15 protein-coding genes and 1 riboswitch are annotated in these 14,905 nt (G+C 39.6%); of the genes, 4 read left to right on the top strand and 11 right to left on the bottom strand.

Translation table 11 applies throughout. The annotated features are described in order from the left end of the window. Positions 1-104: 104 nt before the first annotated feature. Entirely contained in the window at positions 105-803 is a 699-nt protein-coding gene (locus tag QT16_RS10475; protein WP_039488342.1) for a tRNA1(Val) (adenine(37)-N6)-methyltransferase, read from the bottom strand. A 75-nt stretch (positions 804-878) separates the two neighbouring features. Here QT16_RS10475 and srmB point away from each other — a divergent pair, with 75 nt between their 5' ends. Next, positions 879-2,105, top strand: coding sequence for an ATP-dependent RNA helicase SrmB (gene srmB / locus QT16_RS10470; protein ID WP_002961405.1), 1,227 nt, complete (start codon positions 879-881; stop codon positions 2,103-2,105). A gap of 273 nt (positions 2,106-2,378) precedes the next feature. After that, the gene (locus QT16_RS10465; RefSeq protein ID WP_039488341.1) at positions 2,379-2,699 is read left to right on the top strand and encodes a BON domain-containing protein; all 321 of its coding nucleotides are present in this window, start codon (positions 2,379-2,381) and stop codon (positions 2,697-2,699) included. Between the two features lie 577 nt (positions 2,700-3,276). Here QT16_RS10465 and QT16_RS10460 read toward each other — a convergent pair. Further along, positions 3,277-4,233 (bottom strand): mechanosensitive ion channel family protein, encoded by a 957-nt coding sequence (locus QT16_RS10460; RefSeq protein ID WP_039488340.1) that lies wholly within the window; start codon positions 4,231-4,233, stop codon positions 3,277-3,279. Positions 4,234-4,353: 120 nt separating this feature from the next. Beyond that, a complete protein-coding gene (yaaA, locus tag QT16_RS10455; protein WP_039488339.1) occupies positions 4,354-5,133 on the bottom strand; it encodes a peroxide stress protein YaaA in 780 nt (259 codons plus the stop codon). Positions 5,134-5,358: 225 nt separating this feature from the next. Between yaaA and tal the strand changes: the two genes are divergently transcribed. Together tal and QT16_RS10445 are read left to right on the top strand one after the other, a co-directional pair. Continuing rightward, positions 5,359-6,309, top strand: coding sequence for a transaldolase (tal, locus tag QT16_RS10450; protein ID WP_002961397.1), 951 nt, complete (start codon positions 5,359-5,361; stop codon positions 6,307-6,309). Between the two features lie 213 nt (positions 6,310-6,522). Continuing rightward, positions 6,523-6,711, top strand: a complete 189-nt coding sequence (locus QT16_RS10445) for a DUF3545 family protein (RefSeq protein WP_002961395.1) — start codon at positions 6,523-6,525, stop codon at positions 6,709-6,711. 87 nt (positions 6,712-6,798) lie between these two features. On the opposite strand, the gene ung is transcribed toward QT16_RS10445, so the two are convergent. The 8 genes from ung to QT16_RS10405 all read right to left on the bottom strand — a co-directional run bounded on the left by ung (position 6,799) and on the right by QT16_RS10405 (position 14,896). After that, the gene (gene ung, locus QT16_RS10440) at positions 6,799-7,461 is read right to left on the bottom strand and encodes a uracil-DNA glycosylase (RefSeq protein ID WP_039488338.1); all 663 of its coding nucleotides are present in this window, start codon (positions 7,459-7,461) and stop codon (positions 6,799-6,801) included. Further along, positions 7,458-8,318, bottom strand: a complete 861-nt coding sequence (locus tag QT16_RS10435; RefSeq protein WP_039488337.1) for a cobalamin-binding protein — start codon at positions 8,316-8,318, stop codon at positions 7,458-7,460. The genes ung and QT16_RS10435 overlap by 4 nt, the downstream gene beginning before the upstream one ends. Further along, positions 8,318-8,917 (bottom strand): cob(I)yrinic acid a,c-diamide adenosyltransferase, encoded by a 600-nt coding sequence (gene cobO / locus QT16_RS10430; RefSeq protein WP_007376484.1) that lies wholly within the window; start codon positions 8,915-8,917, stop codon positions 8,318-8,320. Before cobO ends, QT16_RS10435 begins: the two co-directional genes overlap by 1 nt. Next, complete coding sequence (locus tag QT16_RS10425) at positions 8,910-10,394, bottom strand: cobyric acid synthase (protein WP_039488336.1); 1,485 nt, start codon at positions 10,392-10,394, stop codon at positions 8,910-8,912. The genes cobO and QT16_RS10425 overlap by 8 nt, the downstream gene beginning before the upstream one ends. 4 nt (positions 10,395-10,398) lie before the next feature. Then, complete coding sequence (locus QT16_RS10420; RefSeq protein WP_039488335.1) at positions 10,399-11,403, bottom strand: FecCD family ABC transporter permease; 1,005 nt, start codon at positions 11,401-11,403, stop codon at positions 10,399-10,401. 1 nt (position 11,404) lies between these two features. Continuing rightward, a complete protein-coding gene (locus QT16_RS10415) occupies positions 11,405-12,217 on the bottom strand; it encodes an ABC transporter ATP-binding protein (protein WP_039488334.1) in 813 nt (270 codons plus the stop codon). A 512-nt stretch (positions 12,218-12,729) separates the two neighbouring features. Continuing rightward, positions 12,730-12,881, bottom strand: a riboswitch (cobalamin riboswitch). Between the two features lie 43 nt (positions 12,882-12,924). Then, a complete protein-coding gene (locus QT16_RS10410) occupies positions 12,925-13,857 on the bottom strand; it encodes a porin (RefSeq protein WP_002961381.1) in 933 nt (310 codons plus the stop codon). A 166-nt stretch (positions 13,858-14,023) separates the two neighbouring features. Continuing rightward, on the bottom strand, positions 14,024-14,896 hold the full coding sequence (locus QT16_RS10405; protein ID WP_024596245.1) for a LysR family transcriptional regulator: 873 nt from the start codon (positions 14,894-14,896) through the stop codon (positions 14,024-14,026). Positions 14,897-14,905 lie beyond the last annotated feature (9 nt).

Below are 14,905 nucleotides of genomic sequence, written 5' to 3'. Positions count from 1 at the left end.
AAGTGGTTAACACTAGATTGAGAATTGATTAAATAAAAACTGAATACGTATGCATAATAGGTAAATTATCCTTTATTACTAGATAACCTACATAACTTGGCAATTTACATTTTCAAATAAAATGCTTTGCACAGGGCTATATAATCAGCGGTGTAGGTATTATCTAAGTTTCTAATACACAGGGTTGATGATTCTAAATCGCTTTTTACATAGCTAAATGCCATTAAACTGCGGCTAATATCTTTATTAGGCGTGGCTTTTACTTGGCAATGAGCATTTAAATAAAGCCCATTTTGAGTAGCAAGCTCTATAAATAATGCGCCTTCAACGCTTGGGAGTATTAAGCTAAAGCGAGAACCACTATGGCTTAAGCGTTTAAAGGCATTTATTAACTCTTCAAAACTTAAGCCGTCGGTATGGCGCGCGGTATTACGCGCAGCATTATCGCCTTTTAAACTGTGATTAAAATACGGTGGATTGGAGATAACAACATCAAACTTAACTTCACTACTAAAGCTTTGAATAGTTTGGTGCTTAATACTTATTGTTGGCCACGGACTATTAGCTACATTTTGTAATGCTTGGGTATAGGCGCTTTCGTCAATTTCTACCGCAGTTATATCAAGCTCATTACTGCGCTGCTTACACAGTAATGCTAGTAAGCCGGTGCCTGTGCCTATATCAAGTAATGACTTTGCACCGCTTAAATTAGCCCATGCGCCAAGCAAAATGCCATCGGTAGAAACTTTCATTGCACAGTGGTCGTGTTCAACTTTAAATTGTTTAAATACAAAACCAGACATTTTTTCACCTTTTCATTCACCAAGCGCAGCATAGCGCGTATAATCAGGGTAATTGTCCCTTATTTTAGACACTCTATGCAATTTTCTGAATTTGATCTTGATAACAAGCTACTCGATGCCATTAATAAAATGGGCTACGAGACGCCAACCAGCATTCAACAACAAGCTATTCCTGAAGCACTACAGGGGCGCGATATTTTAGCATCTGCGCCTACTGGTACAGGTAAAACAGCGGCATTTTTAATTCCGGCTATTCAGTACTTACTGGATTTCCCACGTCGTGATCCTGGTTTTGCGCGCGTCCTCGTTATGACCCCGACTCGTGAGTTGGCTTATCAAATTCATGAACAATGTGAACTGCTAGCTAAACGCACACACCTAAAAATTGGTGTAGTAACAGGCGGTATTAACTACGGCACGCATAAAGAAATTTTCGAAAAAAATAACGATATTTTAATCGCCACACCAGGTCGATTAATGGAATACCTAGAAACCGAAAACTTTCATGCTGAACACGTAGAAATGCTTATTATTGATGAAGCAGATCGCATGTTAGACATGGGTTTTAAAAAAGAAATGAGCCGTATTTGTGACGAAGCTAAAAATCGTCGCCAATGTTTTTTATTCTCAGCAACACTCGAAGGTGACAGCGTAGAAAGGTTTGCTGAAAAAACATTAAACGACCCTGCACTGCTTGAAGCTGAATCGTCACGTAAAGAAAAAGCTAAAATTCACCAGTGGGTACATTTAGCCGATGACTATCATCATAAACTAGAGCTTTTAGTAAATACCTTAAATGGTCCAGACGTGACTAAAGCAATTGTGTTTGTTAAAACCCGTGAGCGTTTAGAAACACTGATTGGCGAGCTAACCAATAATGGCGTTAAAGCAGCTTGGTTACGCGGCGAAATGCCACAAGACAAACGTATGAAAGCCATGGAAAACTTTCACAGTGGCAAAACACGTATCTTAATTGCTACCGACGTAGCCGCACGTGGTATTGACGTATCTGACATTAGCCACGTTATTAACTTTGATATGCCGCGCACTGCCGACGTATACGTACACCGTATTGGTCGTACTGGCCGTGCTGGTAAAAAAGGGATTGCAATATCGTTAGTTGAAGCACACGACATTGGTATTTTGTATAAAGTAGAGCGCTACGTTGAACAAAAACTAAAACGCCGTGTAATTAAAGGTGTTGAGCCACAGCATAAAGAAGCTAAGCCGCCGGCTAAAAAGCGTAAAGATCCAGTAAAAATGAAAGCCAAGAAAAAGGCTAAGGTTAAAAAGAAAAAGTAACCTAACATATTTTTATTCTAAGCCGACTTTTGTCGGCTTTTTTAATGCAAGCCTTACAGGCTCTGGTGTTTGTACCTTTTACATATGTAACCCAAGCATGTAACTCATACTCATTTAAATGTAATTTTTGCCCACCTTAATTCCCACTTAATAAAATTACCTTATATTTCATAGCGTTAATATTGGCACCGAAATTGTAACTACAAAGATAACCTAGCCGATGGAATTTCCATTTTGTGGCTGCACTATTCACCGTAATGTAAGGATTAAGTTATGAACCGCTTCAAGTTAACTATCGCTTTAGTATCATTTTGTTGTTTATTTTTATTAGCTTGCGCTACAAAGGTAAGTGCAGCAACCAACATGGCCGTAGTAAGCAGTGTAGCCACTCAACCTAACCTACAGCAAACTATCACCAACACCCTACGAACTAACCCTAACCTGGCGTTAAGTGATATTCGTGTGCAGGTAAAAAGTGGTGAAGTAGATTTATACGGTGAAGCACAAACTGGTTTTCAGCGCGCACTAGCTCAAAAATTTCTAGAAAATATAGATGGGGTTAAAATCATTCGTAACAAAATTAGCGTTATTTAATACGCACCACAAAAACCTATTTGTATAACCAATTCATAAGCGCGGCTTGTTACTCCAACACAAGCTGCGCTTTTTTATATTCTGTTTTAAGGCAAATTTTGCAGCTGTGAAAAAGATAAAATAAAGCCTAAGCAATACGATTATTCCTCCCCCTAAAACGATAGCTCACACTAATACTTAAGGAGATAGATTTAGAATTGACGCTAGCGTGTTTGTCTTTGCTCTTTTAACCCTTAAGTTAACCCAATTGATACTGAAAAAGCTTACACAGATTCTTTAGCCGACCTAACTGGCTTAAAAAAGATGATTTATTTAGTTATTGAAATAGATGAGAGCGTTATTTCAGAGTGTGCGGCAAGGCAGTAAAAAAATCGTTGGGTAAACACTAATCTTACTTGTTAATACTCCCATGGCCAAACGCAACTAATTAGAATTGATATTCAATAAACACAAACTAGATATTTAAACTTTTAGCTAATAATCCGTTTATAAAAAAAAGCGCATTTTTACTCTGTAAAAATGCGCTGTTGGTAAGTAACTATTTCCCAATGCTTTTGCCTAATGAGTTTTAACTAAATTACTCACTTTGGCTAGAGTCAGCACCGTCGCTACTGTCTTTATTTGATGACTGCTGGCTTATTTTATCGCTTATCATGGCATCGAGTTTTTCACCCCCTTTAATGCCAAAATCGAGCGTACGAATTGGGAAAGGAATACTAATATCAGCTTCGTCTAGTGCTTGCTTAACGGCAACAACACCTTTGTGGCGTACCGTCATAAAGTCAGGCTCGCCTGGGTATTTAATCCAAAACCACACCAGTAAGTTAATGCTGCTGTCGCCAAAACCTTCAGCGTATACAGCGGTTTCGTCTTTACGTATTACAAAGTCAAATTCGTTAATTTTATCGACTATGACGTCTTTTGCTTTTTCTATGTCGTCGCCATACGAAATACCTACGGGTACTTCTATGCGCCTTATACCTAGCGTGGTGTAATTTTTTAGTACATTTCTAAATAAGACTTTGTTTGGTACTAGTATTAGTTGCCCGTAAAAACTCTCTATTAGCGTGTTACGTAGGTTTATAGAATGCACCGAACCAAACACATCATCGGTTTCTATTACATCACCTGTTTTAAATGGCTTACGTACACCCATTGCTATACCTGCAATTAGGTTTTCGGTCATGTCTTGAAACGCAAAACCAATGGCTAAACCCACAATACCCGCACCAGCAAGTAGCGAAGTAACGGTGCCTTTTAAGCCAACAAAATCGAGCGCAATAAATAAACCTATGCACAACACAATAACTTTAAATATTGACGCCATTAAATCGGCAATTTGCGTTGAGTCGAGTGAGCGGCGTAATAGGTTTTTCATCAGCTTGCCAGCAAGGCGTGCCAATATTGAAAATACTATGGCAATTACAATTGCCACTATAAAATTAGGGATATGGCTTATTACAACATCAAACCATCCTCCGAGCTTTTCCTCTATTAGTTTTTCGGCTTCGCCAACTGACGGAATACTGATCATTTTGTTTGCACCTATTTAATTAATAATCTCATTAATATTAGATATAGTTGCAAATATAACGCCAGTATCAAAAAAGCCATGCAATGCATGGCTTTTCAATTGTTTATTTAAGCTTATGAGCTAATTTTGTTCGTCGCGCATAAATACCGGCTCAAGCTCTTTAACTGTTGCCTCAGGGCTAAAGTAATAACCCGCCACAGTAAACTCTTTAAGTTGGCTTAATTGCGTTACTTTATTTTCGATAATGTAGCGCGCCATCATGCCGCGTGCTTTTTTAGCGTAAAAGCTAATTACCTTGTATTGACCGTTTTTACAGTCTTTAAAGTGTGGGGTAATAATTTGTGCATTTAATGCTTTTTTATCTACCGCTTTAAAGTATTCGTTTGAAGCAAGGTTAACGAGGTATTGCGCGTCTTGTGCTTTTAATACTTCGTTTAGTTTGTTCGCTATTACGCTGCCCCAAAACTCGTATAAGTTTTTGCCACGCGAGTTTTCAAGCTTGGTGCCCATTTCAAGGCGATAGGCTTGCATTAAATCAAGTGGTTTTAATAAGCCGTATAAACCTGAGAGAATACGCAAATGGTTTTGTGCGTAATCAAGCTCGCTAGCTTTAAGCGTGCTTGCATCTAAACCGCCGTATACATCGCCATTAAAGGCAAGCACTGCTTGTTTAGCATTACTTTGTGTAAACGGCTGTGCCCACTCACTAAAGCGTGCTGCGTTAAGCCCAGATAGCTTATCGCTAATTTTCATTAAACTGCCAATTTGCGCTGGTGTTAGTTCACGGCATACTTTCATGAGCTCTTCGCTGTGCTCTAGTAATTCAGGCTGAGTGAACTTGTCTGTTGCGGGTGGCGTTTCGTAATCAAGATTTTTTGCAGGTGAAATAACAGTGATCATAGTTAGCTATTGACTTGTAATTTATTTAGTGTCAATTTCAACATTAAATGAAACGAAAAGCACGTTTTGTTTAAATAAATCCTCTCTTAATAACCCATGCATTGCCGTTTTTCTATTGATAAGGACATAAGACCTATCAAGCATTGTCACACTGTTGCAGTATGGATTGTATATATTAAGAGTGATTAGATTTTTCTTTTAACTTGCTTGGAATGAGGAAAGCAAATGACTTCAGCTCTACAAAGGCTAAAACAACATTCATCTATCGTAGCCGACACTGGTGATATTGAAGCTATTAAAAAGCATCAACCAGAAGATGCAACTACAAACCCGTCGCTTTTATTAAAAGCGAGCGAGATTGAAGCATATAAGCCTTACCTAGATAAAGCTTGGAGCTATGCAAAAGAAACCGAGCAAGAGCCAGCTAAACAACTTGAACTAGCATGTGATTACTTTGCTGTGTTACTTGGTAAAGAAATTAGTGAGATTGTACCTGGTTATATTTCTACTGAAGTAGATGCACGCCTTTCGTTTAATACGCAAGCGACTATTGATAAAGCACATACTCTACTTAGCCTTTACGAAAAAGAAGGTGTAAGCAAAGACAAAATTTTAATCAAAGTAGCGTCTACGTGGGAAGGTATTAAAGCCGCTGAGCAACTAGAAAAAGAAGGTACTAAATGTAACCTTACTTTATTATTTAGCGATGCCCAAGCTCGCGCATGTGCCGATGCAAACGTATTTCTAATTTCGCCATTTGTAGGGCGTATTTTAGATTGGCACGTTGCTAACGGTATGGAAAAACCAACCGATCCGCTACAAGATCCAGGTGTTCAGTCTGTACGCAGCATTTTTGAATTTTACAAACGTCATGACTACAAAACAGTTGTGATGGGTGCAAGTTTCCGTAATACAGGCGAAATTATTGCACTTACTGGTTGTGACAAGCTAACCATTAGCCCTAATCTTTTAGAAGATTTAGGTAACCTTGAAGGCGCACAGGAATACTTGCTAGAAACAGATATTCCTAAAGAGCCAAAACCAGAGCCACTTACAGAAGCGCAGTTCCGTTGGTTACATAACCAAGATGCCATGGCTACTGAAAAACTGGCTGAAGGTATCCGCTCTTTTGCTGATGCACAAGAACAATTAGAGGCGCGTTTTAAAGCAATGTAATTTGCTATAATCGTGTTTTAGAAAACGTCGCAATAGCGGCGTTTTTTTATGCCTAAAATAGGCTACTTCTCTATTTAACCTTCATATAATCTTCGTATAAACCTTCATCAATTAATCACACTTATGTAACATAACTGTCACTTTTTTATTCTATTTTAACTAGGCCTGTGGTATAGGTATTCTTGAGGTCAATAAAATCAATAGGAGAAGTTCATGGATAGCCTAAACGATATATTAGAGATATTAGAAGGACCAGATACAACAAGAAAAACCTCTCAGAAAAATAAAAAAAGAAAATGGCGTGAAATAGAAGCAATAAAAGACAAACAGCGCCTTCGTAAAGAACTACAAGAACTAGACTACTTTACAGACAGTATTGCAATTGATGAGCTCGATTTTTAATTCAATACGCCCCAACTAAACAAAAAGGCTTCCAGAATCTGGAAGCCTTTTTTAATGGTTTAAACAATTTGAGTTCTTTAGAATAAATTAGATTTGCCAGTTAATTGGCTTATCTTTTTGGGCTTGCAATAACTTATTCGTTTGTGAGAAATGCTTACAACCAAAAAAGCCTCTATGCGCCGAAAGCGGCGATGGGTGCGGCCCTTTTAAAACATGATGGCGAGCGCTATCTATGCCTTTACCTTTTTTTTGTGCATGTGCACCCCATAAAATAAATACCACACCTTCGCAGTGCTTATTAATATGCGCAATTACATTATCGGTAAATTGCTCCCATCCTAAATGCTTATGTGAATGCGCTTGCCCTTGCTCAACGGTCAATACTGTATTGAGTAAAAACACGCCCTGATCTGCCCAGCTTTGCAGGTAACCATGCTCAGGAATAATAAATCCGCTGATATCGACAGCTAACTCTTTGTACATATTTTTAAGCGACGGTGGCAACTTTTTTACATCAGGCAATACCGAAAAACACAAGCCATGCGCTTGCCCTTCTCCGTGGTATGGGTCTTGTCCTAAAATTACAACGCGGATGTCATTTAGTGCGGTGGCATCAAAAGCACTAAATACTTGAGCTTCAGGCGGGTAAACAGCAACACCTTCATTGCGGCGATTAGCCACATACTCTAACGTTTGCTGCATGTAAGGTTGCTGTAATTCACTTTCTAAAAATGTAGCCCAATCGCTCATTGTGTACTCTTAATCTGTTTACGTGATGCGTCTATTTTATCACACATATCCGCGAGTCCATCTAGCATGCGCGGGGTAAAACGATGTAATAAATCGGCATTTACGCTAATAAATTGATCATTTTTAACTGCTGGTACTTCTGGCCACTTTTGCCAATTAACAACCGGCTGTGGTGTTTTTGATTTTTCATCAGGGATAATAATAACTTGTGGCTTAGTAACAATGACATTTTCGATACTAATTTGCGGGTAATCTGTAACGCTCTGTGCAAATACATTGCTTACATGGCATGTTTCAATCAGTTGGCTTATCCACGTATTTTTACTTACTGTCATCATGGGCTCAGCCCATAACTGATAAAATCCGGTAATATTTTTTTTATCTTGCTGGCTTTTAACAATACCATTTAGCTTATGTTTAAATGCGCTTGCCGCTTGCTGGCTTTGCTTAATGTTCCCTGTAAATTCACCAAAAGTAAGTAACTCGTCGGCTACACCAGCGATTGTAGTGGGGTTACTTAAATATACTTTTATGCCAAGGCGCTCTATTTGGGCTAGATCTTCGCTTTGATTTCCGCTTTTCCATGCAATAACTAAGTCGGGTTTAAGCGCCAATACTTTTTCAAGCGAGATACCGTAATAACCGCCTATGCGCTCAATACTTTGGGCTTCACTTGGGTAGTCGGCGTAATCAACCGTGCCCACAATATTATCGCCCGCCCCTATGGCAAATAGGTTTTCGACAATGTGCGGTGCAAGCGCGATTATTCGCAGCTTTTTAGAATCATTAGCCTGCTCTGCAAGTGCACTGCCCGATACACTAAAAAGCAGCAGCCCAATAAAAAACGCTTTAAACATTAGTAATCAAACCCTTCAAGCGCTTTTATGCCTGAGTCGAATGCGTGTTTTACATTACGCACTTCGCTTACTGTGTCGGCAAGGTCTGTTAAAGTACGATGCGCTGCACGCCCTGTAATAATAACTGACTGCATTGGTGGGCGGTTATTAAGCGCTGTTACCACTTCATCTAAATCAACGTAGCCGTAGGTCACCATATACGTAAGCTCATCGAGTAATACTAAATCAATACTGCTATCAGCAAGCATACGTTTTGACTCTTGCCATGTTGCCTGCGCGGCTGCAGTATCGGCTTCTTTATTTTGCGTATCCCAAGTAAAACCGGTGTTCATTACAACAAACTCAACGCCTGCACCTTGTAATAAATTACGCTCGCCACATTCCCACGTACCTTTAATATATTGGCAAACGGCTGCTTTTTTACCATGCCCTACGCAGCGTGCTACAACGCCAAAGCCTGAGGTTGATTTACCTTTACCGTTACCGGTAATTACCTGAAAAATACCTTTTACATCTTGTGCGGCGGCAACACGTGCATCCACTTGTTCTTTTACTTTTTGTTGACGCTGCTTATGCTTATCGTTGTTTTGTTCAGTCATTATTGTGCCCTTCATAAATCGAGATAATTTGCTGTATGTTTAAATGCGTTTCGCACATGGTTGCTAATCGTTCTAACTGCTGCTCGCGATGAGTGGCAATACTAATTGGGTTAATTGAGGCGCTTGGTTTTACCCATTTTAAAATTTGCGATGTAGCATCGGCTTCATCAAACAAGCCATGTAAATAAGTGCCCGCAATGGCGTTATCATCGCTAATAAAGCCATCGAACATAAAACCATGTGGGTGGCTTTCATCAAAGGTTAAAAATGGCTTATTAAGCGCTGCACCTTGGCTAATCCCTGCATGTATTTCGTAACCACTACAGGGTGTTTGTTGGTTATTTAAAAGCAGTGTAGCGGTTATTTTAGTTAATACTTTTTGCGTTGTTAGCGTGGTTTCAAAATCGCACAGGGCAAGTCCATTTACTTGTTTTAATGATGACTCAATACCATCTGGATCATTGATTGTATTGCCTAGCATTTGCATGCCGCCACAAATACCAAGTACTTTGCCACCATAGCGTAAGTGGCGCTTAATTTGAGTGTCCCAGCCTTCATTTTTCAAAAAACTTAAATCACCCAGCACATTTTTACTGCCTGGGAGAATTATCAGATCAACGTCTGGGATCGTTTGCGTATGGCGCACATAATTTATATTAATGTTTGGGTGCAAACGCAGTGCATCAAAATCGGTGTGGTTACTAATGTGGGGTACAAGCAGCACTGCAATATTAATTGTGGCGTTAGTTACGTTATTATCAATTGCGACGGCGTCTTCAGCATCAAGCGCAAGGTCGTGTAAATAAGGTAATACGCCAAGTACGGGTTTGTTTGTGTATTCTTCAAGCCAATCAAGCCCGCCTTGCAGCAAACCTATATCGCCTCTAAAGCGGTTTATAACAAAACCCTTTACGCGCGCTTGTTCTGACTCGCTTAACAACGCAAGCGTACCTACCAAGTGTGCAAATACGCCGCCTTTATCAATATCAGCAATTATAATTACTGGGCAATCGACCTCTTCGGCGTAGCCCATGTTAGCAATATCGTTTTCACGCAGATTTATTTCAGCGGGGCTGCCTGCCCCTTCAACAAGGAGTAATTCAAAGCGTTTAGCTAAGCGGTTATGTGAGGTTATTACTGCATCCATCGCCACTTTTTTATAGTCGTGATATTTACCCGCTTCCATATTACTAATGGCTCTTCCGTGAATAATTACTTGTGCGCCCGTGTCGCTATTAGGCTTAAGTAATATAGGGTTAAAGTCTATTTCTGGCTCTACTTTAGCTGCTATTGCTTGCAAAGCTTGCGCACGACCAATTTCGCCGCCATCTTTTGTTACTGCGCTATTAAGTGCCATATTTTGTGGTTTAAAAGGCGCAACCTTTACCCCTCGCTTAGCAAACACCCTGCAAAGGGCAGCAACTAAAGTGCTTTTACCAGCATCTGATGTAGTGCCTTGCACCATTAAGGTTTTCATGGAATTACACCCTTCGCTTTCTAAAAAACAATAAACTTAGAAAGAACACGCTACCAATAGCTGCAGTAATAACACCTACGGGCAGTTCTTGGTTTTTCAGCAATGAGCGCGAAAGTACATCAACCCACACCATAAATGTACCGCCCACCAAGCTGGTTACCAGTAAGCCAGCGATGGTGCCTTGGGATATAAAAAAGCGCACAATATGCGGCACCATTAATCCTACAAACCCAATACCACCACACATAGCCACCAGCACAGCGGTAATTAATGAGCTTAAAACCAGCATAAGTATTCTAACGCGCTGAACCCTCACACCTAATGTAATTGCGCTTTCATCGCCCAGCAACATAGCATTGAGCTGCCTTCTAAAGCTCAGCATTACAAACGTACACAATGTAATTACCAATAAAGGCAACCAAAGCGTAGCCCACTGCGCACGCGAAAAGCTGCCCAGTGTCCAAAATAAAATAGCGGCTACCGCCTGAGGGTCGCTCCAATAAAGCAGCAAGCTGGTAAATGCACTAAATAAAAACGACAGAGCAACACCAGCTAATAACATTGATTCTACCTGTGCACTTTGCTGCCTACCTGCAATAAGTATTAATAAACTCATGGCGAGTAAGCTACCCAGCAATGCTGCTGCCGATAACATAAAACCTGCGCTAATACCTGCTAATGCCATAAGTAACACCACCCCAAATGAAGCACCCGACGATATACCAAATAAGTAAGGATCGGCTAAAGGGTTGCGCGTTACCGTTTGTAAAATAAGCCCCGCAATTGCTAAGCCAGAGCCTGCTAAAAAGGCGAGTAATGTGCGTGGCATTCTTAGTTCAAAAATAATACGCGTATTAAAAGACGCATCATTTGAGAGCAAAAAGCTATTAAATACATCTTGAAGTGAGGTCTCTGCTGCGCCAAAACTAAGTGCTGCAAATAAGCTAAATAAAGCAGCTGCAGCACTGATGAATAGCGCAAGTGAGTGGCGATTATTAACTGCGCTCATATTATTCGTAACCATAAAAGTAAGTGATATGAGGGATGCTATTTCCCGACTTCGATATTTGCGGGTGATTATTTACTTGGGCGCAGACACCAAAAACGTCGCCTAGCATGTTTTCGGTTAATACCTCACTTGGCGTGCCTGTATGTGTAATTTCACCATTTTTAATAACCACTAGTTCATCGCACATTGCAGAAGCTAAGTTTAAATCGTGAAACGATGCAAACACCGTTACACCCAACGATTTAGCAAGCTCCATTACCTGTATTTGGTATTTAACATCTAAATGGCTAGTTGGTTCGTCCATTATTAACAACTGAGGTTGCTGGACTATGGCGCGGGCTATCAAGGCACGTTGCTTTTCACCACCCGAAAGTGACTCAAAGCTTTGACCGCTATGATCTGCCAACCCTACAGTGTTGATAGCTTGGGTGATTTTTTGTTTATCAATGTTAGTTACCGAGCTAAATAGCGATTTATGAGGCGTTAGCCCAAGCGCAATAACATCAAATACGCTTAAGTTAAATTGCGACGGGGTTTCTTGCAAAACAACCGCTACTTTTTTTGCGTACTCATCGCTTTTTAGCTGCCAAATATCGGTGTTGTTAAACTCTACAACGCCATCACTGGGTTTATTAAAACGATATAAACAACGCAATAAACTCGATTTACCTGCGCCATTAGGTCCAATTAAACCAACAAATTTACCTGTGGTTATTTTAAGGTTTATTTTTTTGAGGATCGTTTTATTGCCAATACCCCACGATACGTTTTTAACGTTTAGTAATGGTATATTTAATGGCGTTTGAGTGTGCAATAGTCAGTCCTAGATAGGGTCTGTTGATCTTTCAAGGTTAAATTTGCAACAGTCTGTTTGGTATTTAGGCAAGGCAGAGCCTATGTAGTGTGGTTATTCCCCATAAATGGGCGATAACGTAGCATTAATGCCAAACAGGCGCTGCCCAAAGGGTTCTTCCTAGGGGCTATTTACTCTTTGTTGCTCGGTTTTTACTTAGCCCACTAGGTTACAAACCTCGCGCCGCGATTAAATAGCCCCTAGTTTGAACAAATTTTAATCCGCAAAGTTCAACAGACCCTAGGTTAAACTCACTAAAAATGCGATAAAAATACTAATGCACTACAAGAAAAAATGAGTAAACCCGCTCGTTAAAAGAATTCATACCAATTGCATTAAATTAGTGATTTATTATAGCGACAAATAAATAGCTTAATAACAAGGCGGAAATTATGACATATACTTGTTCTATATGAATAATTTTTAACGAAGTTAGTAAGTTATTTTATTCGCTAGAAAGATCATGTTTTTAATAAAATTGGTATTATACCATTTGTATCTGACTTAAAGCTTTGCGCTAATTACAGTTGCGGGAACAGTCGAGGACTCGCACCTCATTCCAAATGAAGCTCTATTATGGGCGGCTAAGTAAATAATTTAAAGCAAAAAAAACCGCACTCAAAAGAGCGCGGTTAAAAAGGGAGTGTTTTAACTAATTTAGCGAATAGTTAAAACTTGTATTCCATACCTAAGCCTACGTAGTCTTGGTCAACGTTGTTGTCCATATCGAAGCTTGAGTAAAAGCCAAATACTTTAATGTTCTTATTTAATTTGTGATCAAGACCAACTGATATTGCTGACTTATCGTCGCTGTCGTCAAAATCCATGTCTTGGTATTGCACTTTAAATGTGTTGTTACCCATGCTGTAAGCTGCATTTAATAGATAACCATCCGCTTCTGCGCTGCCGTCAACTTTTTCTTGTGTTTGGTACATAGCACCTAACTTAAAGTTTTCAACTTTACCTTGGATTGACGCGCGTACTACATCGTAGCCATTTACTTCACTATCGGCTGCGATAGAGGCATATACTGCGCTCTTTTTAAGTGCCACGTCACCGTAAGTAACCGCCATTGAGTAACCGTTATCAGCGTCTACATCATCTTCAGCTACAAAAGTAGCAAGTACTTTAAAACCTTCGTATGAGTTTGATGAATAACTAACTGTATTCCCTAAACGGTTTTCACCTTTAAATACATTTTTAATATCGCCTTCAAGGTCGTTAAATAAATCTAACTTACCTTGAGATTGCTTAAGCGCAGTATCGTTACGACCAATTACAACCTGACCAAACGCACCTTTTAAACCAACGTATTGGTTACGCGCAGAAATATTGTCGTCGTTATCGCCTTTTGAATCAGCATCAGACACATCCACTTGAAACTCAAACTTATATACCGCTTCTAAACTATCATTTATTTTTTCAGAACCTTTAACACCAAGACGAGATGCATTACTTTTTATCTCAGTAAAAGACCCTTCGCCATCATCAGATGATTGCACTGTTACATTCGCTTTACCGTAAATGTCTACATCAGCAAGTGCATTAAAAGATAAACCACTTAATAGTGCTAAGCATAAGCTCGATTTTACAAATTTCATGTTATTTCCTTGGATAATCACAAAAGACTAATTTTTAAAACTGCTGCATTTTGTCACCGCTAAATGACAGTAATATTACAATGGAAATATTAATGTCTTTTTTTATTAATAAAAATGCATTAAATTTGAAATCAAAATAACATGAAAGCCTAATAAACGGCCGAACTTACTTACTTTTCTTTAATGACAAGCTTGGCGTCATTTGCGATAGTAAATTAACTAAGGTTTCTATTAACTCTTTTTGCTCGTTGTCTCTGTGATACGCTATAAACACGTCTCGCGAGGTATTTTCTACATCTTTAACATGAAACAGTTCACCTTTTTCTAAATGCCCTTCTACCAATACTTGAGGTATAAATGCACTGCCGCCACATTGCAGTATTAAATCAAGTGCAATACGTCCTGTGCTGGTTCTAAAATAAGGCGGTGTTTTACCGGTAAACTGACGCGCATGCCAAAGTGAGAAAGTAGTTCCCCAATCAACATATACATACTGATTATCAAAAAAGTTTTCGTTCGTTGCAGTGTCGTATCCGCTTACGGGAATGATTGGCAACTCACAAATTCTCTCTACCACTAACTCGTCTACTTTTGGTGGATCAAACAATATTGCCAAATCAAGCGTGCGTTCTAATAACAGCCGAGTGCTTTCTTGTTGTGCTTTAACTTCTGCGACTAATGACACGCCCGGCATCGCTGATACAATATTTGTTATACCAAACTGTAAAAAAGCATCCCAAATATTAGGCGTTCCTGCTAAGCTAATTTGCTTATGCATATTATCGGCAAGCGCAACATCCACTTTGGCGCGTTGCATGCCCGTAATAATCATTTGTGCATGGGGTAATAAGCGCTCGCCAGGTGCTGTAAGTTGAATGTTATTACGCTGGCGAATAAACAAATTAACACCAAGCCCTTGCTCTAATTGGCGAATTCTAAAGCTCACTGCAGACTGCGTAATATAAAGGTTTTCGGCCGCTTTACCAAAGTGACGCGTACGCACTACCTCAACGAATGTTTTTAATAAATCGATATCCAATTTTTTATC

Source organism: Pseudoalteromonas distincta, from assembly GCF_000814675.1.
GTDB classification, from domain to species: domain Bacteria; phylum Pseudomonadota; class Gammaproteobacteria; order Enterobacterales; family Alteromonadaceae; genus Pseudoalteromonas; species Pseudoalteromonas distincta.
The sequence above is the reverse complement of the archived record's forward strand: the minus strand, read 5'-3'. Positions and strand labels throughout refer to the sequence as shown.